At 53.7% G+C, this 22137-nt stretch carries 17 protein-coding genes and 4 tRNA genes; 16 read left to right on the plus strand and 5 right to left on the minus strand.

Annotated elements, in window-relative coordinates; all coding sequences use genetic code 11:
• Positions 1-40: 40 nt before the first annotated feature.
• The 15 genes from wecA to IP582_RS00920 all read left to right on the plus strand — a co-directional run bounded on the left by wecA (position 41) and on the right by IP582_RS00920 (position 13063).
• Positions 41-1144 carry a UDP-N-acetylglucosamine--undecaprenyl-phosphate N-acetylglucosaminephosphotransferase gene (gene wecA, locus IP582_RS00850; protein WP_039077012.1) on the plus strand — a complete coding sequence of 368 codons (1104 nt, stop codon included), beginning with the start codon at positions 41-43 and terminating at the stop codon, positions 1142-1144.
• A 13-nt stretch (positions 1145-1157) separates the two neighbouring features.
• Positions 1158-2204, plus strand: coding sequence for an ECA polysaccharide chain length modulation protein (gene wzzE, locus IP582_RS00855; protein WP_193794829.1), 1047 nt, complete (start codon positions 1158-1160; stop codon positions 2202-2204).
• A 56-nt stretch (positions 2205-2260) separates the two neighbouring features.
• Positions 2261-3391: a non-hydrolyzing UDP-N-acetylglucosamine 2-epimerase gene (gene wecB, locus IP582_RS00860; RefSeq protein WP_039077014.1), complete on the plus strand. Its 1131-nt coding sequence runs from the start codon at positions 2261-2263 to the stop codon at positions 3389-3391.
• Entirely contained in the window at positions 3388-4650 is a 1263-nt protein-coding gene (gene wecC, locus IP582_RS00865) for a UDP-N-acetyl-D-mannosamine dehydrogenase (protein WP_193794830.1), read from the plus strand. Before wecB ends, wecC begins: the two co-directional genes overlap by 4 nt.
• A gap of 11 nt (positions 4651-4661) precedes the next feature.
• Positions 4662-5339 (plus strand): dTDP-4-amino-4,6-dideoxy-D-galactose acyltransferase, encoded by a 678-nt coding sequence (gene rffC / locus IP582_RS00870; protein WP_193794831.1) that lies wholly within the window; start codon positions 4662-4664, stop codon positions 5337-5339.
• Between the two features lie 4 nt (positions 5340-5343).
• Positions 5344-6474: a dTDP-4-amino-4,6-dideoxygalactose transaminase gene (gene rffA, locus IP582_RS00875; RefSeq protein WP_193794832.1), complete on the plus strand. Its 1131-nt coding sequence runs from the start codon at positions 5344-5346 to the stop codon at positions 6472-6474.
• A 1-nt stretch (position 6475) separates the two neighbouring features.
• Entirely contained in the window at positions 6476-7726 is a 1251-nt protein-coding gene (gene wzxE / locus IP582_RS00880; protein ID WP_193794833.1) for a lipid III flippase WzxE, read from the plus strand.
• Entirely contained in the window at positions 7723-8799 is a 1077-nt protein-coding gene (locus IP582_RS00885; RefSeq protein WP_039077019.1) for a TDP-N-acetylfucosamine:lipid II N-acetylfucosaminyltransferase, read from the plus strand. The genes wzxE and IP582_RS00885 overlap by 4 nt, the downstream gene beginning before the upstream one ends.
• Positions 8799-10139: an ECA oligosaccharide polymerase gene (wzyE, locus tag IP582_RS00890; RefSeq protein ID WP_193794834.1), complete on the plus strand. Its 1341-nt coding sequence runs from the start codon at positions 8799-8801 to the stop codon at positions 10137-10139. Before IP582_RS00885 ends, wzyE begins: the two co-directional genes overlap by 1 nt.
• Positions 10140-10151: 12 nt before the next feature.
• Positions 10152-10892 (plus strand): lipopolysaccharide N-acetylmannosaminouronosyltransferase, encoded by a 741-nt coding sequence (gene wecG, locus IP582_RS00895; protein WP_039077021.1) that lies wholly within the window; start codon positions 10152-10154, stop codon positions 10890-10892.
• Positions 10893-11125: 233 nt separating this feature from the next.
• Positions 11126-12511: an amino acid permease gene (locus IP582_RS00900; protein ID WP_039077022.1), complete on the plus strand. Its 1386-nt coding sequence runs from the start codon at positions 11126-11128 to the stop codon at positions 12509-12511.
• 102 nt (positions 12512-12613) lie between these two features.
• Positions 12614-12690: transfer RNA gene (locus IP582_RS00905), tRNA-Arg, on the plus strand.
• Positions 12691-12759: 69 nt separating this feature from the next.
• Positions 12760-12835: transfer RNA gene (locus IP582_RS00910), tRNA-His, on the plus strand.
• Positions 12836-12863: 28 nt separating this feature from the next.
• Positions 12864-12949, plus strand: a tRNA-Leu gene (locus IP582_RS00915).
• A 37-nt stretch (positions 12950-12986) separates the two neighbouring features.
• Positions 12987-13063 (plus strand) — tRNA-Pro (locus tag IP582_RS00920).
• Positions 13064-13586: 523 nt separating this feature from the next.
• Here IP582_RS00920 and IP582_RS00925 read toward each other — a convergent pair.
• The 5 genes from IP582_RS00925 to hemC all read right to left on the minus strand — a co-directional run bounded on the left by IP582_RS00925 (position 13587) and on the right by hemC (position 19040).
• Positions 13587-14798: an MFS transporter gene (locus IP582_RS00925; RefSeq protein ID WP_193794835.1), complete on the minus strand. Its 1212-nt coding sequence runs from the start codon at positions 14796-14798 to the stop codon at positions 13587-13589.
• Between the two features lie 185 nt (positions 14799-14983).
• The gene (gene hemY / locus IP582_RS00930; protein ID WP_193794836.1) at positions 14984-16180 is read right to left on the minus strand and encodes a protoheme IX biogenesis protein HemY; all 1197 of its coding nucleotides are present in this window, start codon (positions 16178-16180) and stop codon (positions 14984-14986) included.
• Between the two features lie 2 nt (positions 16181-16182).
• Positions 16183-17340, minus strand: coding sequence for a uroporphyrinogen-III C-methyltransferase (hemX, locus tag IP582_RS00935; RefSeq protein ID WP_193794837.1), 1158 nt, complete (start codon positions 17338-17340; stop codon positions 16183-16185).
• Positions 17341-17361: 21 nt separating this feature from the next.
• A complete protein-coding gene (gene hemD, locus IP582_RS00940) occupies positions 17362-18102 on the minus strand; it encodes a uroporphyrinogen-III synthase (RefSeq protein ID WP_110296400.1) in 741 nt (246 codons plus the stop codon).
• On the minus strand, positions 18099-19040 hold the full coding sequence (gene hemC / locus IP582_RS00945; protein ID WP_108702383.1) for a hydroxymethylbilane synthase: 942 nt from the start codon (positions 19038-19040) through the stop codon (positions 18099-18101). Before hemC ends, hemD begins: the two co-directional genes overlap by 4 nt.
• A 311-nt stretch (positions 19041-19351) precedes the next feature.
• Between hemC and cyaA the strand changes: the two genes are divergently transcribed.
• The gene (gene cyaA, locus IP582_RS00950; RefSeq protein ID WP_039077028.1) at positions 19352-21895 is read left to right on the plus strand and encodes a class I adenylate cyclase; all 2544 of its coding nucleotides are present in this window, start codon (positions 19352-19354) and stop codon (positions 21893-21895) included.
• Positions 21896-22137 lie beyond the last annotated feature (242 nt).

A 22137-nucleotide genomic window follows, 5' to 3' on the forward strand; every position in this document is an offset into this window, starting at 1 on the left:
GTTATACTGCCAGGATTAACATTCGCTGAGAGCATGCATTGTGAATTTACTCACTGCGTTTACTGAATTATTCAGTATTTTCTTATTCACGACCGCGTTTTTATTTTTCGCCCGAAAAATGGCGAAGCGCGTTGGTCTGGTGGATAAGCCCAACTTTCGTAAACGGCATCAGGGTTTGATTCCGCTGGTTGGGGGCATCTCAGTGTTCGCCGGTATCTGCTTTACCTTCGGCATTGCTGATTACTACATTCCCCATGCGGTGTTGTATCTGTGCTGCGCCGGGATTCTGGTGTTCGTGGGCGCGCTCGATGACCGCTACGACATCAGTGTCAAAATTCGCGCAATGATTCAGGCAATTATTGCGATCGTAATGATGTCGGTCGGTAAACTTTACCTCAGTAGTCTGGGCTACATCTTTGGTACCTGGGAAATGGTGCTGGGGCCCTTTGGTTATCTGCTGACGCTCTTTGCCGTTTGGGCTGCCATTAACGCTTTCAACATGGTTGATGGTATTGACGGTTTGCTGGGGGGATTGTCCTGCGTCTCCTTTGCCGCCATCGGCATCATCTTGTGGTTTGATGGTCAAATCAGCCTCGCGATGTGGTGCTTTGCCATGATTGCCGCGATCCTGCCGTACATCATGTTGAACCTCGGCGTACTGGGGCGGCGCTATAAAGTCTTTATGGGCGATGCCGGCAGTACCTTTATTGGTTTTACACTTATCTGGATTTTACTTGAGACTACGCAGGGTAAGACCCACCCTATAAGCCCGGTTACCGCGTTGTGGATTATTGCCATCCCATTAATGGATATGGTGGCGATCATGTATCGTCGCTTGCGTAAAGGGATGAGCCCGTTCTCAGCGGACCGCCAGCACATTCACCATCTTATTATGCGCGCCGGGTTTACCTCACGGCAGGCCTTTGTGTTGATTACACTTGCCGCGGCGCTGCTGGCGTCGGTTGGTGTCTTAACCGAATACCTTCACTTCATTCCTGAATGGGTGATGTTGGCATTATTTTTGCTATCCTTTTTCTTATATGGCTACTGCATCAAACGCGCATGGAAAGTGGCGCGGTTGATAAAGCGTGTGAAGCGCAGAATGCGCCGTAATAGCGGTCACAAACCAACCTTAACCAAGTAAATCTGGGAAAGCGATGACTCAACCATTGTCGGGAACACCTTCAGCGGGTACGGAAAACGAGCTGGATATTCGTGGTCTTTTTCGTACTTTATGGGCCGGAAAATTATGGATTTGCGGGATTGCGCTACTGTTTGCGTTAATCGCCTTAACGTGGACATTCTTTGCTCGTCAGGAGTGGGGGGCAACAGCCATCACCGATCGTCCGACGGTAAACATGCTGGGTGGCTATTATTCACAGCAACAGTTCCTGCGTAACCTGGACGTTAAAGCGAGTCTCGCACCTGTAGACCAGATTTCTGTCATGGATGAAGCGTATAAAGAGTTTGTGATGCAACTGGCGTCATGGGATACACGGCGTGACTTCTGGATGCAGACGGACTATTTCAGGCAGCGGAAAGTCGGTAACAGCAAAGCGGACGCCGCAATGCTGGATGATTTAATCAACTACATCCAGTACACGCCGGGCGATGTGACGCGTAACCTTAATGACAATGTCAAGCTGACGGCTGAAACTGCGCCTGATGCTAACAATTTGTTGCGTCAGTATGTGGCTTTTGCCAGCCAGCGCGCTGCACGCCATCTGAACGATGAGCTTAAAGGAGCATGGGCGGCTCGTACTATCCAGATGAAAGCGCAGGTGAAGCGTCAGGAAGAGGTTGCCAATACCCTTTTTAATCGCCGCGTGAGTAGCGTCGAGCAGGCGCTGAAGGTGGCAGAAGAACACAATATCTCCCGCAGCGAAACAGAAGTCCCGGTGGATGAACTGCCGGATTCTGAGATGTTTTTGTTAGGCCGCCCAATGTTGCAGGCGCGCCTGGAAAATTTGCGTGCGGTAGGGCCTGAGTACGATTTGGACTACTTCCAAAACCGAGCCATGCTTAATACGCTGAATGTGGGCCCTACGCTTGATCCCCGCTTTCAGACTTATCGATATTTGCGCACACCTGAAGAACCGGTAAAACGCGACAGCCCGCGTCGTGCCTTCCTGATGATCATGTGGGGTGTGGTAGGGGCACTCATCGGAGCTGGTGTTGCATTAACGCGTCGTCGATCATTTTGACACGCAATCTAAGATGAAGGCTTCGTGCCTTCATTACCTAATCGAAGAGAATCGTTGTGAAAGTACTGACCGTATTTGGCACACGACCGGAAGCCATTAAGATGGCGCCTCTGGTACACGCGCTGGCAAGGGACCCTGATTTCGACGCGAAGGTATGCGTCACTGCGCAGCATCGGGAAATGCTCGATCAGGTATTGAAACTTTTTTCTATCGTTCCGGATTACGACCTGAATATTATGCAGCCCGGGCAGGGACTGACAGAAATTACTTGTCGTATTCTGGAAGGGCTTAAACCTATCCTGGAATCTTTCCGTCCTGATGTCGTATTGGTTCACGGCGACACGACAACCACTATCGCTGCAAGTCTGGCTGCGTTTTATCAGCGCATTCCCGTCGGGCATGTGGAAGCAGGGTTGCGTACGGGGGATCTGTCATCGCCGTGGCCGGAAGAGGCCAATCGCACGTTAACTGGCCATCTGGCGCTGTATCATTTCGCGCCGACGGAAAACTCCCGACATAACTTGCTGCGGGAAAACGTTGCGGATAAACATATTTTTGTTACCGGCAATACCGTTATTGATGCGCTGTTTTGGGTGCGGGATAGTGTCCTGAACAACCCTTCGCTTGAGGAAGAACTGGCATCACGTTATCCCTTCCTCGACAGCAATAAAAAACTGATTCTGGTTACCGGACACCGTCGTGAGAGTTTTGGTCTCGGCTTTGAGCATATTTGTCATGCGCTGGCGGAAATTGCTTCACAGCATGATGATGTGCAGATTGTTTATCCGGTACACCTTAATCCCAATGTCAGCGAACCCGTTAACCGTATCCTCGGTCATGTGGAAAATGTCACGCTGATAGAGCCGCAAGACTATTTACCCTTCCTGTGGTTAATGAATCGCGCCTGGCTGATTCTCACCGATTCCGGTGGTATTCAGGAAGAAGCCCCTTCGCTGGGTAAACCCGTTCTGGTGATGCGTGACACCACCGAACGCCCGGAAGCCATTGAGGCCGGGACCGTCAGGTTAATTGGCACCGACAGCCAGCGTATCGTTGAGGAAGTATCACGCCTGCTTTATGACAATGATGCCTGGCAGGCCATGAGCCATGCGCACAATCCGTACGGAGACGGGCAGGCCTGTGGTCGAATTTTGCATGCACTAAAAAACAATCGGGTAACACTATGAGTTTCAAAACGATTTCCGTCATTGGCCTTGGCTATATTGGACTGCCAACTGCGGCGGCTTTCGCCTCACGGCAAAAAGAGGTAGTAGGGATTGATGTTAATCCCCATGCCGTGGAGACCATTAATCGCGGGAAGATTCATATTGTTGAGCCTGAACTGGACATGGTCGTCAAAACCGCCGTTGAAGGCGGCTGGCTGCGCGCCAGCACGACGCCGGTGGCAGCGGATGCCTATTTAATTGCCGTTCCCACACCTTTTAAAGGCCAACACGAGCCGGATATGGCTTTTGTCGAAGCGGCGGCAAAATCCATTGCGCCTGTGCTGAAAAAAGGCTCGCTGGTTATTCTTGAATCGACATCGCCGGTGGGTGCGACGGAGCAAATGGCAGAGTGGCTGGCCGCTGCTCGTCCGGACTTAACTTTCCCACAGCAGGTGGGAGAGCAGGCTGATATCAACATTGCTTATTGCCCGGAGCGCGTTCTGCCCGGCCAGGTCATGGTTGAGCTTATCAAGAATGACCGGGTCATTGGCGGTATGACACCCGTATGCTCGGCACGCGCCAGCGAGCTGTATAACATTTTCCTCGAAGGCGAGTGTGTGGTGACAAACTCCCGCACCGCTGAAATGTGCAAATTGACGGAAAACAGCTTCCGCGACGTGAATATCGCGTTTGCCAATGAATTGTCGCTCATTTGCGCCGACCAGGGCATCAATGTCTGGGAGCTGATTCGCCTGGCTAATCGCCACCCACGCGTGAATATTCTGCAGCCTGGCCCCGGCGTAGGCGGCCACTGTATTGCCGTCGATCCGTGGTTTATTGTGGCGCAGAACCCACAGCAGGCCCGCTTGATTCGTACCGCGCGTGAAGTGAACGATAGCAAACCACACTGGGTATTGAACCAGGTTAAAGCAACCGTCGCCGATTGCCTGGCCGCAAGTGATAAGCGTGCCAGCGACATTAAAATTGCCTGTTTCGGTCTGGCATTTAAACCCAATATTGACGACCTGCGTGAAAGCCCGGCGATGGAAATTGCCCACAGTATTGCCGGGTGGCATAGCGGTGAAACGCTGGTGGTAGAGCCGAACATTCATCAGTTGCCTCTGCGTCTGGCAGGCCAAAGTACGCTGGTCAGTCTTGAGGACGCAATGGCGCAGGCTGATGTGCTGGTCATGCTGGTCGATCACAAAGAGTTCAAAGCCATCGCGGGTGACACTGTGCGCCAGCAATACATTGTGGATACCAAAGGCGTATGGCGCTGAGGTCACCTCCCATGACATTACACGGCAACATTGACGAACTGGCATGGGAGAGTGAATTCTTTGGTCTGCGCAGCGCCATCGTGCGTTTGCAGGAGGATGCGCCAGCGCTTGATGTTTCTGCGTTCGACGGCTGGCCGCGCCTACAGGCGAAAATTTCCGCATCTAATACACAACAGCTTGATGCCCTGCAACATTTTGGCTTTCGTCTGGTCGAAGGCGAAGCGGATTTCGCATTATCGGTTCCGCTACAGGCTGTTAATCCGCAGGCGCAGACGGCGGGAGCCGGTGATATCGCACCGTTACGCCAGATGGCGGAAAATATGTTCAGTCAGAGCCGCTTTCGCGCGCCCTGGTACCCTGAGGAGGCCAGTGGGCGTTTTTACGCGCAGTGGATTGAAAACGCGGTGAAAGGCGTATTTGACCATGAATGTCTGCTGTTTCGCGGAGCAAATGGCGATATCGAGGCTTTTGTCTCCCTGCGTCAACTCAATGAACAGGAAGCCAGGATCGGTTTACTGGGCGGGCGTGGCGCGGGGGAAAAATTGATGCAGGCGGCCTGTTATTGGGCGCAACAGCGGCAACTTAAGACAATCCGTGTGGCGACGCAGATGGGCAATCTTGCGGCTATCAGACGCTACACTCGCAGCGGTGCGATAATGGAAAGCACCGCCTACTGGTTATACAGGTGACTCTATGATCCCTTTTAATGCACCTCCTGTGGTGGGAACGGAACTCGACTACATGCAGTCGGCGATGGGCAGCGGCAAACTTTGCGGTGACGGTGGTTTTACCCGGCGCTGCCAGCAGTGGATGGAACAGCGTTTCCAGAGCCCGAAAGTGCTACTGACCCCCTCCTGTACGGCATCGCTGGAGATGGCGGCGTTGCTGCTGGATATTCAGCCTGGCGATGAAGTGATCATGCCAAGCTACACCTTTGTTTCTACCGCTAACGCTTTTGTACTGCGTGGCGCGAAAATCGTCTTTGTGGATATCCGCCCGGATACGCTGAATATCGACGAAACCCGCATTGAAGAGGCCATCACGGAAAATACCCGCGCCATTGTGCCGGTTCACTATGCCGGTGTGGCCTGTGAAATGGACACCATTATGGCGATTGCCAAACGGCATGATCTGTTTGTAGTGGAAGATGCCGCGCAGGGTGTGATGTCCACCTATAAAGGTCGGGCGTTGGGTACTATCGGGCACATTGGCTGCTTTAGTTTCCATGAAACCAAAAACTACACCGCGGGCGGTGAAGGCGGCGCGACGCTGATTAACGATCGCGCGCTGGTTGAACGCGCGGAAGTCATCCGCGAAAAAGGGACCAACCGCAGTCAGTTCTTCCGTGGGCAGGTGGATAAATACACCTGGCGCGATATTGGCTCGAGCTATCTGATGGCGGATTTGCAGGCGGCCTATCTATGGGCGCAGCTTGAAGCAGCAGATCGTATCAATCAGCAGCGTTTGTCCCTGTGGCAAACCTATTTCGATGCCTTGTCGCCGCTGGCACGCGCCGGGCGTATTACGCTGCCGTCGATTCCCGAAGAGTGCGGGCATAACGCCCATATGTTTTATATCAAATTGCGTGACGAAGAAGATCGCAGCAAGCTCATCGCCTTCCTCAAAGAGGCCGAGATTCTCTCTGTGTTCCATTATATTCCGCTGCACGCATCACCTGCCGGGGCGAAATTTGGTGAGTTCCACGGTGAGGATCGTTATACGACGCAGGAAAGTGAGCGTTTGCTTCGTCTGCCTCTGTTCTACAATCTCGCCCCTGTTAACCAGCGTACCGTGATTAACACGTTACTGAGCTATTTCCGCTAACATGTCGCTGGCAAAAGCTTCTGTCTGGACGGCGGCAAGTACTCTCGTCAAGATTGGCGCCGGGCTACTGGTGGTTAAACTGCTGGCGCTGGCCTATGGCCCCTCCGGGGTTGGGCAGGCGGGTAATTTTCGCCAGTTGATCATTGTGCTCGGCGTGCTTGCAGGCGCAGGTATCTTTAATGGCGTGACGAAATTTGTCTCCCAACACCATGATGACCCCACGCGACTACGTGAGGTCGTCGGCACGTCTTCTGCCATGGTGCTGGGCTTCTCAATGCTGCTGGCGCTGATCTTTTTACTGGCGGCGGCGCCGATCAGTCGCGGCTTGTTTGGTCATGCTGATTACCAGGGGCTGGTGCGGCTGGTGGCGCTGGTGCAAATGGGAATTGCCTGGGCGAACCTGCAGCTGGCGGTGATGAAAGGCTTTCGCGATGCGGCGGGTAACGCGCTGTCACTGATTATCGGAAGCGTGGTGGGGGTGGCCGCCTGGTATCTTTGCTATAAGCTGGGTGAGTATCAGGGAGCATTACTTGGTATGGCGTTGGTGCCTGCGCTGGTGGTCTTCCCGGCGATGCTGTTGCTGGTGCGCCGCAGTCACGTTCCATTAAGCTATTTTCGCCCACGCTGGGATAACGGGCTGGCCGGGCAACTCAGCAAATTCACTCTGATGGCACTTATCACGGCTGTCACGATCCCGCTGGCCTATGTGATGATGCGAAATTTGCTGGCTGCCCATTATAGCTGGGACGACGTGGGAATCTGGCAAGGGGTAAGCAGTATCTCCGATGCTTATCTACAATTTATTACCGCCTCGTTTAGCGTGTATCTACTTCCTACTCTCTCGAGGCTCGCCACAAAACAGGACATCACCCGCGAGATCGTGAAATCGCTGCGCTTTGTGTTGCCTGCAGTGGCGGCCGTGAGTTTCTGTGTCTGGTTGCTGCGCGACGTGGCTATCTGGCTACTGTTTTCTGACAAATTTACGGCGATGCGTGACCTGTTTGCCTGGCAACTGGTTGGGGACGTATTGAAAGTGGGCGCTTACGTTTTTGGTTATCTGGTTATCGCGAAAGCCTCGCTGCGCTTTTATATTCTGGCGGAAGTGAGCCAGTTTGCATTGCTGACGCTTTTTTCCCGTCTCCTGATCCCGACCCACGGTGCAGCAGGAGCGGCGCAGGCCTATATGGCAACCTACATAATTTATTTCGCCCTCTGTTGTGGCGTGTTTTTACTCTGGCGTAGACGGGCATGACGGCACTCATACACGTACTGGGATCGGATATCCCTCATCATAATCACACCGTGCTGCGTTTCTTTAATGAACATCTCGCGGCAACGGGCATCCATGCCCGTGAATTTATGCTCGCCGGAAAGGACGACGGCATGAGTGACGCTTACCCGAACCTGCATTTGCATTTTTATGGCAGTAAGCAGGCGCTGGCGAAGGCCGTTATTGCCAAAGCGCAGGCCGACAGGCAGCAACGTTTCTTTTTTCACGGTCAATTCAATACTGGTATCTGGCTGGCACTGCTACGCGGGGCGATTAAGCGCTCGCAATTTCACTGGCATGCCTGGGGGGCCGATCTGTATGAGGTCTCCCGTAGCCTGAAATTCCGCCTGTTTTACCCGTTGCGGCGTCTGGCGCAAGCAAGGGTCGGCACTATCTTCGCGACCCGTGGCGATCTGGCCTGGTTTGCAGACCGGCACCCGGATGTACGCGGTGAGTTGTTGTACTTCCCAACGCGTATGGACCCGGCACTCAACACGCTGGGCTATGAAATGCAGCGCGAGGGCAAGCTGACGCTATTGGTGGGGAATTCCGGCGATCCGAGCAATGAACATATCGCCGCCTTAAAAGCGATTCATCGGCAGTTTGGTGATACGGTAAATATCATTGTGCCCATGGGCTACCCGGCAAATAACGAAGTCTACATTGAGCAGGTTCGTCAGGCCGGGCTGGCACTGTTTAGCCCGGACAATTTGCGTATCCTGAACGAGAAGATGGCGTTTGATGATTACCTGACACTATTAAGCCAGTGCGACCTGGGTTATTTCATCTTCGCGCGCCAGCAAGGTATCGGCACGCTATGTCTGTTGATTCAGGCGGGTGTGCCTTGTGTGCTCAACCGCAAGAACCCGTTCTGGCGGGATATGGTGGAAGAGGGCGTTCCAGTGCTGTTTACCGATGATCTGCTTAATGAAGCGATCATTCGTGAAGCGCAACGTCAGTTGCTGGCGGTCGACAAAGATACCATCACCTTCTTTAGTCCGAACTTTATTGCACCCTGGCATCAGGCACTGTGCATTGCCGCAGGGGAGGCGTGATGAGTCCGCTTGAATTCAGTGGGTTACTGATCATCTGGCTGCTGGCGACGCTGTTTATCGCTACATTGACGTGGTTTGAGTTCCGCCGCGTGCGCTTTAATTTCAATGTCTTTTTTTCATTGCTGTTTTTGCTAACGTTTTTCTTCGGTTTTCCATTGACCAGCATCCTGGTGTTTCGCTTCGATGTTGGCGTGGCACCGCCTGGCGTTATGCTACAGTCCTTGCTGGCTGCGGCCTGTTTTTATGGTGTGTACTATGTGACGTATAAAACACGGTTACGTGCGTCATCCCGTGTGGATGAACGCCGTCCTCTGTTTACCGTCAATCGGGTGGAGACGCATTTAACCTGCGCGATGCTGATGATTCTTGCGCTGGTGAGTGTGGGAATCTTTTTCATGCATAACGGCTTTTTGCTGTTCCGTCTGCATTCCTATAGCCAGATTTTTTCCAGTGAAGTCTCTGGTGTCGCGCTCAAGCGGTTCTTCTATTTCTTTATCCCCGCTATGCTGGTGGTCTATTTTCTGCGTCAGGATGGGCGGGCGTGGCTGTTCTTCCTGGTCAGTACCGTGGCGTTTGGCCTGCTGACCTACATGATTGTCGGCGGGACGCGCGCTAACATCATCATCGCTTTCGCTATCTTCTTGTTTATCGGGATTATCCGTGGCTGGATTTCGCTGTGGATGCTGGCAGCGGCAGGGGGGATGGGCATTGTCGGCATGTTCTGGCTGGCGCTTAAACGCTACGGGCTCAATGTCAGCGGTGATGAGGCGTTTTATACCTTCTTGTATCTCACCCGCGATACCTTCTCGCCCTGGGAAAATCTGTCGTTGTTGCTGCAAAATTACGACAAGATCAATTTCCAGGGATTAGCTCCGATCGTTCGTGATTTCTATGTCTTTATTCCCACCTGGCTGTGGCCTTCACGTCCTGGCATTGTGTTGAATTCGGCGAACTATTTTACGTGGGAAGTGTTGAATAACCACTCGGGCCTGGCGATTTCCCCCACCCTGATTGGCTCACTGGTGGTAATGGGCGGTGTCTGGTTTATTCCGCTGGGTGCGGTAGTGGTTGGGCTGATTATCAAGTGGTTTGACTGGTTGTATACCCTTGGCAATCGGGAGACCAACCGCTACAAGGCCGCCATTTTGCACAGTTTCTGTTTTGGTGCCATCTTCAACATGATCGTGCTGGCGCGTGAAGGGCTGGACGCATTTGCTTCTCGAGTGGTCTTTTTCCTCGTCATCTTTGGCGCCTGCCTGCTGACGGCGAAACTGTTGTACTGGCTGTTTGATAGTGCCGGGTTGATTAACAAGCGCGGCACCTCTTTGTCGCGGGTCTGACTAAGGATACGAATGACTGACAACACAGTGGCTCCGGTGTATGAGCTACGTGGCCTGAAATTGATTGGCTGGCGTGATATGCAACATGCACTGGACTATTTATATGCCGGTGGCGCACTTAAGGAAGGAACCCTGGTCGCCATCAACGCTGAGAAAATGCTCACTATTGAGGACAACCCGCAGGTGAGGTCGCTGATTGAGGCGGCTGAATTCAAATATGCCGATGGTATTAGCGTGGTGCGATCGATCCGGAAGAAATTTCCGCAGGCACGCGTTGAGCGTGTTGCGGGGGCCGATCTCTGGGAAGCGCTGATGGAAAGAGCGGGGCGCGAAGGGACGCCGGTATTTTTGTTGGGCGGAAAGCCAGAAGTGCTGGAGCAAACGGAAGATAAGCTGCGTAAACAGTGGCAGGTCAATATCGTTGGCAGCCAGGACGGTTATTTCCGTGCCGAAGACAGGCAGGCGCTGTTTGAGCGGATTCGTGCGAGCGGGGCGAAAATCGTGACCGTCGCGATGGGCTCACCGCGCCAGGAGATACTGATGCGTGACTGCCGCGAAGTTTACGCTCACGCCCTCTATATGGGCGTCGGCGGCACCTACGACGTCTTTACCGGTTATGTAAAACGAGCGCCGGGCATCTGGCAACGACTGGGGCTTGAGTGGCTGTATCGCCTGCTTTCGCAGCCGAGCCGCGTCACCCGACAGCTACGTCTGCTGCGTTACTTGTCCTGGCATTACCGCGGCAATCTGTAATTTTCTCCTGCCATGCCCCGTTGATATGGGGCATTCGCTTTTTTATTGTGCGATACCCAGATTTTTTTTACACATCATTTGCCATTTTCATCATTTTAAGAAACCATTCGCTCACTCAATGCATCATCCCAGTATATTTTGCGCGGTTATCGCCTCCGGGATGGCTTTGACGCACGTTATTCTCATAAAAACAACCCGCACAGCGGGAAAGTTGCAAACACGACAGAGGTTATATGGCTGAAAACAAACCCGAGCTCCAGCGCGGCCTGGAGTCTCGTCACATTGAATTGATTGCCCTGGGCGGCACGATAGGGGTGGGGCTCTTTATGGGGGCCGCAAGCACCCTGAAATGGGCTGGTCCTTCCGTGCTACTGGCGTACATTATCGCCGGGCTTTTTGTCTTCTTCATCATGCGCTCAATGGGCGAAATGCTCTTCCTGGAACCCGTTACCGGTTCATTCGCCGTTTATGCGCACCGCTATATGAGTCCCTTCTTTGGATATCTTACCGCCTGGTCCTACTGGTTTATGTGGATGGCGGTTGGTATCTCGGAAATTACGGCCATCGGCGTCTATGTGCAGTTTTGGTTCCCGGACCTGGCACAGTGGATACCCGCGCTGATTGCCGTTGGGCTGGTTGCAGTCGCGAACCTGGCGGCGGTGCGTCTGTACGGTGAAATCGAATTCTGGTTCGCAATGATCAAAGTCACCACCATCATCGTGATGATTATCGTGGGACTGGGCGTTATCTTCTTTGGTTTTGGTAATGGCGGTCACGCGATTGGTTTTAGCAATCTGACTGAGCACGGCGGCTTCTTTGCGGGCGGCTGGAAGGGGTTCCTGACGGCGCTGTGTATCGTTGTGGCGTCTTACCAGGGCGTAGAGCTTATCGGTATCACCGCCGGTGAAGCGAAAAACCCGCAAGTGACGCTGCGCAGCGCGGTAAGCAAAGTGCTGTGGCGTATCCTGATTTTTTATGTGGGCGCGATTTTCGTTATCGTGACTATCTTCCCGTGGAATGAGATCGGCACTAACGGTAGCCCGTTTGTTCTGACTTTCGCCAAAATCGGCATTACCGCAGCGGCAGGTATCATTAACTTTGTTGTGCTGACGGCTGCACTGTCTGGCTGTAACAGCGGTATGTACAGCTGTGGGCGCATGCTCTATGCACTGGCGAAAAACCGTCAGCTACCGGCGGGTGTGGCGAAAGTGTCGAAAAACGGCGTTCCCGTTGCCGGCGTGACCATTTCTATCATCATTCTGCTGATTGGCTCCTGCCTGAACTACATCATTCCTAACCCGCAGCGCGTGTTTGTCTATGTTTACAGCGCCAGCGTATTACCGGGTATGGTGCCGTGGTTTGTGATTTTGATTAGCCAACTGCGCTTCCGCCATGCGCATCGTCAGGCGATTGCCAGCCATCCGTTCCGCTCCGTGCTGTTCCCGTGGGCGAACTACGCGACCATGGCTTTCCTGGTGTGCGTGCTGATTGGTATGGCCTTCAATGACGACACCCGTATGTCACTGTTTGTGGGTATCATCTTCATGGCAGCAGTGAGCGTTATTTATAAGGTGCTGGGTTTAAACCGCCACGCTGTGACGCAGCGAGTGGGGGAATAATCAGCAAAATGCGCAAAGCATAACCAAACGCGCATTTTATTTAAAAAGGCACTAGACAGAGGGGGGGGAAGTCCGTATTATCCACCCCCGCAACGGCGCTAAGCGCCCGTAGCTCAGCTGGATAGAGCGCTGCCCTCCGGAGGCAGAGGTCTCAGGTTCGAATCCTGTCGGGCGCACCATTTAACCCGGTGCTTGATGAGCTGCGGTGGACTGTGAAATCACAGGGCCGCGTGAAAAGATTTGTAGTGGTGGCTATAGCTCAGTTGGTAGAGCCCTGGATTGTGATTCCAGTTGTCGTGGGTTCGAGTCCCATTAGCCACCCCATTATTTAGTAGTAAAAGTTTCGTGGAATGCGAAGGTGGCGGAATTGGTAGACGCGCTAGCTTCAGGTGTTAGTGTCCTTAGGATGTGGGGGTTCGAGTCCCCCCCCTCGCACCACAACTTAGATTGAACAAAAATTCAAAAAGCAGTACATCGGCGAGTAGCGCAGCTTGGTAGCGCAACTGGTTTGGGACCAGTGGGTCGGAGGTTCGAATCCTCTCTCGCCGACCACTTTTGAACCCCGCTTGAATAAAGCGGGGTTTTTTGTTTTTTGCATTCTAAAAACCTCTCATTTTACGGTGTTGCGTATCAGCGACAACCCAACCTACCTTTGTCGTCAATTGGTGACATCTAATTTATTGATTTATAAGGAGTAGGCTATCTGGTATTGTGGCTGTCTCCTGTGGGCGACAATAAAGCCTCTGGCACCGTAGCTAAATTGAGGCGATTGCCGCCGCAGAGCGCGATTTTCCTGTTATCTGAAAAGAACTTAAGCGTGCTGTTTTGCTAATGCGAACCTGGCACACTATGTGCAATAATATACGTGTAGATGCTCATTCCACCTCTTATGTTCGCCTTCTGGCCTCATAAACTCCGGAATGATGCAGAGCCGTTTACGGTGCTTATCGTCCACTGACAGATGTCGCTTCGGCCTCATCAAACACCATGGACACTACGTTGAGTGAAGCACCCATTTATGTTGTCAAACAGACCTGTTTTAACGCCTGCTTTCGAGCAGGCGTTTTTTTATGCCTTATTCCTGGTAGCGTGCCATCACCACACTCATCAAAAGTAATGCGCTCAGTGATACGCTGTAGAGCGCCTGCGCGGCGCCCCATTCGCTGGCAAGCCAGGCCGCAATGGTGGTCATCAGCGTGGCGGTTAATGTTTGCCAGCGCCACGTTTTTGCGCTGGCTGCCGGGATCTCATCTCCGCTAAACCCGGCAAGCAGACTAAACGTACCGACAGCAAACACCACATTCGAGGCCAGGTGGGCGATAAAAATAAGCCCCAGTGCCGCGCTCTTCTCGTCTGAGAGCAGCGGCAGCAGGCCGTATGCCCCAAGGAAAATGGCCAGACACAGCACTAACAGGCGATTGCGGCGGGCATAGTGCGGCAATTTTTCACCATTCAGCAGCAGCGGACCACAAAGCTGCCCCAGGCTACGGGCGAACAGTAGTGGTAATGCCAGCCCGCTAGCATCGTCCGGGTGTATCTGTTGCGCCAGTGCGGGCAAGAGCGCCATGGCTGGTGAACCAACCGCGGCAAGGGCAGGCAGGATCAGCAGGCTGCGCTTTTGTGCGGCTGTCAGGGAAGGCCATGCAATAGCCGATAACGGTTTGCCGTTATTGCGATTGCTCATGTCATGGGCACGATAATGTGCCCGTGTCAGCATGAGCAGAGCCACCGACGCCAGAAAACTCAGTGCATCAATGCTCAGCAATATTAGCGGGGCAACATGGTCGAACAACAGCACGCCCACCCCCGTTCCCAGCAATACCTGAGAGGCAAAAATAACGCTCTCCATCCCTGTGGCCGCAGGCAATTCATCATGCGTAAGGCCGCGCTTGAATACCAACGCCAGCGCAGGCCAGGACATCCCGCCCAGCAACGCCTCTGCCGACTGAACCATCAGCAAAGCGGGAATACTGTGATACATGAGCCCGAACAGAGGAAGGGCGAGAGCGACCATACCCAACAGCTCTGTGATAATTAAAAGAGACAGGGGCGACAAGCGTCGACAGAGCTTTTCTCCCGCCAGGCTACCCACAAAGCCCGGTAGTGTTGCCAACAGGTAGGCGAGGGTGAGCGTTGAAGGTGAGGCATGCCAGCGTAAGAGCTGACCGAAGACCAGTACCTGAGTCAGGCCATTACCCAGTGAAGATAAGACAAATGCGCAGAGCAGCAGCCGCAGCCAGCGGTGCGTGCGCAGCGCGCGCACGAGCGCGAACAATAGGGTGTTCATGATAACGATTTCCCAAAACGAGTTATTTCCTGCAGCAAGCGCTGCATCGATTGAAAGGGGTTAACTCGGGAAGATCGTTACATTGGCAGAGACGTTCCGTTAATTGAGACGGGAAAACTGTAGCACAGGATATTCAGGAATGTCAGCCAGGCAAAAAATCGGGGCCTTGCGGCCCCGACAAAGGATCAGGAAGGGGGGTTGTTCTGCAACGTGAGCAGCAGACCATCACGACGCATCTCTGCGGCTTCTTCCGGCTGGTGCAGCCGATCGAGGCAGTCAGCAAGCCAGGCGTAATCGAATGCATCCGGGCGTTGTTTGAGTGCGGCACGAAACGCCAGGCAGGCCTCTTTCCACTCGCCGTGTTTCATCAGTGATTGCCCCAGCGTACTCCAGAGCATCGGGCGGTCGCCCTGCGTTTTGATTTGCTGGCGCAGGACTTTTTCTACCTGCTCAGGATTATTGGTTTTCAGGCGCGGGATCACCAGAACCAGGCGGTCGTCATACTGTCGTTTCAACCCATCCAGGAGGATCGCCTGGGCAGTATCATGATCGTCACATTCGATAAGGTGTTCAGCCATTGCCACCTGCAAGGGGATCTGATGACGGGTTTTGCGACTCTGGTTTTTCCACCAGCTTCGCAGCCCCTCGCTTCCCAAATCGGCACGCGCCTGATCCATTAGTCCAATCCAGGCTTGTTGCTGGAGTGCTTCGCGATGCGCCTCATCTCCGACGTTCGCTTTTGCCATCGACGGAATGATGTCCAGCAGTGAACTCCATGCGCCGGTGCGGATGTAAGCCTGTTCTGCCAGGCGCAGCACTTCCGAATGACGCGGGGTAATTTCCAGCAGTCGGTCAACGCCATGGCGCGCGGCATGATTTTCATTGCGTGCCAGTTGCAGACGAACACGGGTAATTTCGACCGGGATCGGATCGTTTTCCGACAGCTCTGCGGCACGCTCAAGGTGCTGATTCGCACGCACTTCATCGCCACGTTGCTGTGCCGCTTCGGCCGCCAGTAAGTAGTTCACCACGGGTTGTTGCGCATGATCGGCGTTTTTCGCCATCAACTTCTCAACCTGCTGATAATCGCCTTCTGCCAGTTTGATGAGCGCCAGTTCCGTCTGTTTACGGGCGCGGCGACGTTTACGGCCAACGAACCAGCCACGCGTATGCGCGCCGGTACGGAAAATACGGCGTAACAGCCATTCGAGGGCAAAAAGCACTACCAGCGCCAGTACCAGAATGATGACCAGGCCAGTGACGCTGGTTTCAATGTTGTAAGTGTCAGTCTGGATTAGCACATAGCCCTGATGACCGGCGATCATCGGACCTAACACGATCCCGGCGATCAGCAGCGCAAAGAGTAATAATACTTTCAGCATGATTATTCTCCCTGCGGCGCTTGAGCAGGCGCATTAGGATCCGGGGCAACGCCAGGCTGCGCCAGAAGATTACGCACACGGGTCTGCATCAGTTTCTCCAGAATCGGCTGGCTTTTCAGCGACTCAGGGACCGCCATGGCGATGGACTGCTGCTCGAGCTTGTCAATTTCCTCAAGAAACGCTTTGGTGGCGGAATCATCCGTATCGTAGTAGGCGCGAATCCAGGTAGAGACATTATCCAGCGCCTGCTTGTAGGTCTCTTCCTGATGGCGAGGCACGGCCTGCGCCGCAACTAACAGCCTTGAGCGGATATTTTCGCGCAAATAGATGTCCTGGTTCGGGGCCAGCAATGGCACTGCGGTTTCATCGCGACGGCGAATCGTGATGAAGCTGTCCATAAAGTTCTGCCAGCTTTTTTGCAGATTCACGCGCCATTCGCTAAGGGAACTCGACAGCTCACTGCTGTCTGAATCCATCGGGGAATCGTCGTCGTTGTTATCCGCCAGACGCAGATTATCAATCTGGTTCGAGAGTTGGTTCACTTTCAGGATGATGCCATCATAATCCACCTGAGAAATCGCAGAGAGGCTGGCGACATCATCAGTAATGGCACGGCGCGCAGTGATAAGGCTGGGATCGTTCATGTCCGCCAGGCTGGCATCTGCGCTTTTCAGCAGCGCCGCGGCGGTGGTGACATCCTGATCGCTCCACAGCTTACGCCCGGCCAGTTTGACCAGGAAATCAGCCTGCGCCAGCAGCCAGGTTTTCGCATCGGTGCCGGAAATAGTGGCGACTTTTTGCTGAACCTCATTTAACTGCCTGGCAAGCGCGTCTTGCTGACGTTTGGCCTCTTCAAGCTGCGTGGCCTGCTGTTTAATAACGCCTTCCAGCCCGGCTTTTTGTTTGTCCTGCGCTTGCTGCATCGCAATGACCTGGTTGGCCAGCTCATCATTCGTTGCACGCAGTACGGTAGTTTGCTGCTTTACCCAGCCATAAAGACCGACGCCTGCTGCCAGCGCAATTGCAATAGCAATCACGCTAAGTGCAAGACTTGTCTTGCCCGCGCGGTTGTTCTTCTCGGCGTTTTTCGGCGGCGGCGTGTAGCCATCAGCCTGCTTGGTTTCTTCAACCACGGCAGAGGAGTGTTGTTGTTCCGTCATTATGGCTTCCCATTATGAGTGTTATTGTAATGCGCGAAGCAGCGCATCGTTGTCTGCGTTTTCAGCGACCTGAATATCTTGCCAGCCCAGTTCCCGGGCGAGGTTCGCCAGACGCTCGCTGACGACCAACAGCCGACAGCGTAGTAACCAATTTTCGCGATACCAGAGCGGAATAAGCGTAAAAAGCTGTTGCAGCATCTCACCGCTGGTGACCACTATCGTATCGACGCCGCGCGTATGCCAGCGCATGGCCTCTTGTGCCCCGTCATACAACTTCCCACAGCGTTGATAACATTCGCAAAACTCAACCTGAGCGCCGCGAGCCACCAGCGTTTCACCTAATAACTCACGTCCGCCGTTTCCCCGTAAGATTAGCGCACGTTTGCCCTGAATGTTTTGTAATTCAGGCAATTGTAGTAGGACTTCGCTGATTTCCTGGTCCAGTGGATAGCGAACCTCAATACCGCTGGCAGTATGTAACGCCAGCGCGGTCGTGCGACCAATGGCAAAGTAGCGTGGCTGTAAAGGCCAGTGAGCGTGGGTTTGCTGTAAATGCGCGTGGGCAAATGTCACGGCATGTTGTGATAAGGCAAAAACCATATCGTCTTCGCCCAGCGCCGACAGACGCTCGGGCAGCGTGTTGAGTTCCCTGCCTGGGGTGAACTCAATCAACGGAAAGCTCCATGCCACCTGTCCCAGTGCGCGCAGTCGGCTCACTAACATTTCCCCTGCCGGGGAGGGGCGGGTGACAAGGATATTCATGCGGGCGCATCTCCGTTGTAGACGTCAGCCAGAATTTCACGTGCGCCGTTATCCAGCAGTTCCTCGGCAAGTGAGATACCTAACTGGACGGCTTCGTCCGGATGACCCCGGCGCTCACCCTGGACCATTTTCGAACCGTCCGGCGCGCCAACCAGCGCACGCAGCCACAGTTCACCATCATGTAATTCAGCATAGCTGCCAATTGGTACCTGGCAGCCGCCTTCGAGACGGGTATTCATGGCACGCTCTGCGGAAACCCGCACGGCGGTTTCGTGATGGTTAAGCGGGGCGAGAAGCAAACGGGTGCGTTCGTCTGCAAGACGGCACTCAATGCCCACCGCACCCTGACCCACTGCCGGGAGCGAAAGCTCTGCTGGCAGCGCGACGCGAATTCGCGATTCGAGCCCCAGACGTTTCAGGCCTGCCACCGCCAGGATGATGGCGTCATAATCACCGCTATCGAGTTTCGACAGACGGGTACCGACATTGCCACGCAAAGAGCGGATCACCAGATCGGGGCGGCGTGCCGCCAACTGACACTGTCGGCGTAAACTTGATGTGCCAACTACACTCCCCGCAGGCAGCGCGTCGATGTCGCTGTAGTGATTAGAGACAAAGGCGTCGCGCGGATCTTCACGCTCACAAATCGTCACCAGACCCAACCCTTCCGGGAACTCGACGGGGACATCTTTCATAGAGTGCACGGCGATATCGGCGCGGTTTTCAAGCAATGCCAGCTCAAGTTCCTTCACAAACAGACCTTTACCACCGACTTTCGCCAGAGGGGTGTCCAGAATGACATCGCCACGCGTAACCATAGGCACCAGTTCGACCGTCAGGCCCGGGTGGAGTGCCTCAAGACGCTGCTTAACATATTGTGCCTGCCAAAGTGCAAGGGGACTTTGCCGTGTGGCAATTCTCAGAACATTGTCTAACATGCTTGTTACCGTCATTATCATCCATCGACCATCCTAACATTCTTGTCTTAGGGTGTCAGTGTTCGTGGTGATTGCATAGGTGAGGCGAGCACGGTCTCGTCAAAACGAGACACACCCTCAGCCGTAATTGGGAATTTACACATTGTAAATGGTGCTAAACTGGTATGTAGCGCATCTTTCTTTACGGTCAATCAGCAAGGTGTTAAATTGATCACGTTTTAGACCATTTTTTCGTCTGTACCACCACAAAGACAAGGGCGAAAAAAGGTGACGGCGATTTTGGACTTTCTGTAAACATCAGGCGATACGTCTTGTACCTCTATATTGAGACTCTGAAGCAGAGGCTGGATGCCATCAATCAACTGCGTGTGGATCGCGCGCTAGCGGCCATGGGCCCTGCTTTCCAGCAGGTCTACAGTCTGCTGCCCACGCTTTTGCACTACCATCATCCGTTGATGCCGGGCTACCTCGAAGGTAGCGTTCCAAAAGGCATTTGCCTCTACACGCCTGATGAAACCCAACGCCACTACCTCAACGAGCTTGAGCTCTACCGTGGAATGCCCCCGCAGGAATCGCCAAAAGGCGAGTTGCCGATAACCGGCGTCTACTCCATGGGCAGTACTTCATCGGTAGGACAAAGCTGCTCTTCTGACCTGGATATCTGGGTTTGCCACCAGTCGTGGCTCGATAACGAAGAGCGCCAATTGTTGCAGCGTAAATGCAGCCTGCTTGAGAGTTGGGCCGCATCGCTGGGTGTGGAAGTCAGCTTCTTCTTAATTGATGAAAACCGCTTCCGCCATAATGAAAGCGGCAGTCTGGGTGGTGAAGACTGTGGCTCGACGCAGCATATTTTGTTGCTCGATGAATTCTATCGTACCGCTGTGCGTCTGGCCGGTAAGCGTATTCTGTGGAATATGGTGCCGGGCGATGAAGAAGAGCACTATGACGATTACGTCATGACGCTCTATGCACAGGGCGTACTGACGCCAAATGAATGGCTGGACCTCGGCGGCCTGAGCTCCCTTTCCGCCGAAGAGTACTTCGGCGCCAGCCTGTGGCAGCTCTATAAAAGTATCGACTCCCCCTATAAAGCAGTACTGAAAACCCTGCTGCTGGAAGCCTATTCCTGGGAGTATCCGAACACCCGTCTGTTGGCGAAAGACATTAAACAGCGTCTGCATGATGGCGAAATCGTTTCGTTCGGTCTGGATCATTACTGCATGATGCTGGAGCGCGTCACCCATTATCTGACCGCGATTGAAGATTTCACGCGTCTTGATCTTGTGCGTCGATGTTTCTATTTAAAAGTGTGCGAGAAACTGAGCCGTGAGCGTGCCTGTGTGGGCTGGCGGCGTGAAGTAGTCAGTCAGCTAGTGAAAGAGTGGGGGTGGGACGAAGCGCGTCTCACCATGCTCGATAACCGGGCAAACTGGAAAATCGACCAGGTGCGTGAAGCGCATAACGAGCTGCTCGATGCTATGATGCAGAGCTACCGTAACCTGATTCGCTTTGCGCGCCGCAACAATCTGAGCGTCTCCGCCAGTCCGCAGGACATCGGCGTGTTGACCCGTAAGTTATATGCCGCTTTCGAAGCGTTGCCGGGTAAAGTCACCCTGGTGAATCCGCAGATTTCTCCGGATCTCTCCGAGCCTAATTTAACCTTTATCCATGTGCCGCCGGGTCGTGCGAATCGTACGGGTTGGTATCTGTACAATCGTGCCCCAAACATGGACTCTATCGTTAGCCACCAGCCGCTGGAATATAACCGTTACCTGAACAAACTGGTGGCGTGGGCGTGGTTCAATGGTTTGCTGACGTCGCGTACTCGCCTGTTTATTAAAGGTAATGGCATTGTCGATTTGGCAAAACTGCAGGAGATGGTGGCAAATGTGTCCCATCACTTCCCGCTGCGTCTGCCTGCGCCAACGCCAAAAGCGTTGTACAGCCCCTGCGAAATTCGCCATCTGGCGATTATCGTGAACCTGGAATATGACCCGACTGCGGCATTCCGTAACCAGGTCGTGCATTTCGATTTCCGTAAGCTTGATGTGTTCAGCTTCGGTGAGCAGCAAAACTGCTTGGTTGGCAGCGTAGACCTGCTTTATCGCAACTCCTGGAATGAAGTGCGTACACTGCATTTCAACGGCGAGCAGGCGATGATTGAAGCGCTGAAAACCATTCTGGGCAAAATGCATCAGGATGCCGCGCCGCCGGATAGCGTTGAAGTGTTCTGTTATAGCCAGCATCTGCGCGGCTTGATCCGTACCCGCGTGCAGCAACTGGTTTCTGAATGCATTGAGCTGCGCCTGTCCAGTACCCGTCAGGAAACGGGGCGCTTCAAGGCGTTACGCGTCGCCGGACAGACCTGGGGGCTTTTCTTCGAGCGCCTGAATGTATCGGTGCAGAAACTGGAAAACGCGATTGAGTTTTATGGCGCGATTTCTCATAACAAACTGCACGGGCTGTCGGTTCAGGTCGAAACGAACCACGTCAAATTGCCGCAGGTGGTGGATGGGTTTGCCAGCGAAGGGATTATTCAGTTCTTCTTCGAAGAGACCGGCGATGACGGTTTCAATATTTATATTTTGGATGAAAGCAACCGCGCGGAAGTGTATCACCACTGCGAAGGCAGCAAAGAGGAGCTGGTGCGCGACGTTAGCCGCTTCTATTCGTCGTCGCATGACCGCTTTACCTACGGCTCAAGCTTTATCAACTTCAACCTGCCGCAGTTCTACCAAATCGTGAATGTGGATGGTCGGGCGCAGGTGATTCCGTTCCGCAATCAGGCTATCACGCCCGTTGCGTCTGCTAATCAGGATAACGACGCACCGCTTTTACAGCAGTACTTCTCCTGATGTTTTAGTGGGTAGATACTGTGAACGTCTTCAACCTTTTTAGCCATGGCTGGGGCGAGTAACTCGAGTCAAACCGACCGCAGGCAGCGGGGCGGGAGGCGAACGCAGTGCGAAGCACCGATTTCTTTGCGGGGCCGCGGGGATTGTAAAGGGGAACGCGGTGTTCCTCTTTTACCCGTTCACGTGTTCGGGAGAGCCATTTCGCCATGAACATAAGGTGAACGGAACCCACCACCTGAGCC

It is taken from the genome of Citrobacter sp. BDA59-3, from assembly GCF_015167655.1.
GTDB lineage: Bacteria > Pseudomonadota > Gammaproteobacteria > Enterobacterales > Enterobacteriaceae > Phytobacter > Phytobacter diazotrophicus.

Excerpts from the sequence above, each read along its gene's own strand:
- hemD (WP_110296400.1), bottom strand. The coding sequence starts at position 18,102 with ATGAATATCCTTGTCACCCGCCCCTCCCCGGCAGGGGAAATGTTAGTG.
- wzxE (WP_193794833.1), top strand. The coding sequence starts at position 6,476 with ATGTCGCTGGCAAAAGCTTCTGTCTGGACGGCGGCAAGTACTCTCGTC.
- wzyE (WP_193794834.1), top strand. The coding sequence starts at position 8,799 with ATGAGTCCGCTTGAATTCAGTGGGTTACTGATCATCTGGCTGCTGGCG.
- IP582_RS00925 (WP_193794835.1), bottom strand. The coding sequence starts at position 14,798 with ATGAACACCCTATTGTTCGCGCTCGTGCGCGCGCTGCGCACGCACCGC.
- rffC (WP_193794831.1), top strand. The coding sequence starts at position 4,662 with ATGACATTACACGGCAACATTGACGAACTGGCATGGGAGAGTGAATTC.
- hemC (WP_108702383.1), bottom strand. The coding sequence starts at position 19,040 with ATGTTAGACAATGTTCTGAGAATTGCCACACGGCAAAGTCCCCTTGCA.
- IP582_RS00900 (WP_039077022.1), top strand. The coding sequence starts at position 11,126 with ATGGCTGAAAACAAACCCGAGCTCCAGCGCGGCCTGGAGTCTCGTCAC.
- hemY (WP_193794836.1), bottom strand. The coding sequence starts at position 16,180 with ATGCTGAAAGTATTATTACTCTTTGCGCTGCTGATCGCCGGGATCGTG.
- rffA (WP_193794832.1), top strand. The coding sequence starts at position 5,344 with ATGATCCCTTTTAATGCACCTCCTGTGGTGGGAACGGAACTCGACTAC.
- hemX (WP_193794837.1), bottom strand. The coding sequence starts at position 17,340 with ATGACGGAACAACAACACTCCTCTGCCGTGGTTGAAGAAACCAAGCAG.
- wzzE (WP_193794829.1), top strand. The coding sequence starts at position 1,158 with ATGACTCAACCATTGTCGGGAACACCTTCAGCGGGTACGGAAAACGAG.
- wecG (WP_039077021.1), top strand. The coding sequence starts at position 10,152 with ATGACTGACAACACAGTGGCTCCGGTGTATGAGCTACGTGGCCTGAAA.
- wecC (WP_193794830.1), top strand. The coding sequence starts at position 3,388 with ATGAGTTTCAAAACGATTTCCGTCATTGGCCTTGGCTATATTGGACTG.
- IP582_RS00885 (WP_039077019.1), top strand. The coding sequence starts at position 7,723 with ATGACGGCACTCATACACGTACTGGGATCGGATATCCCTCATCATAAT.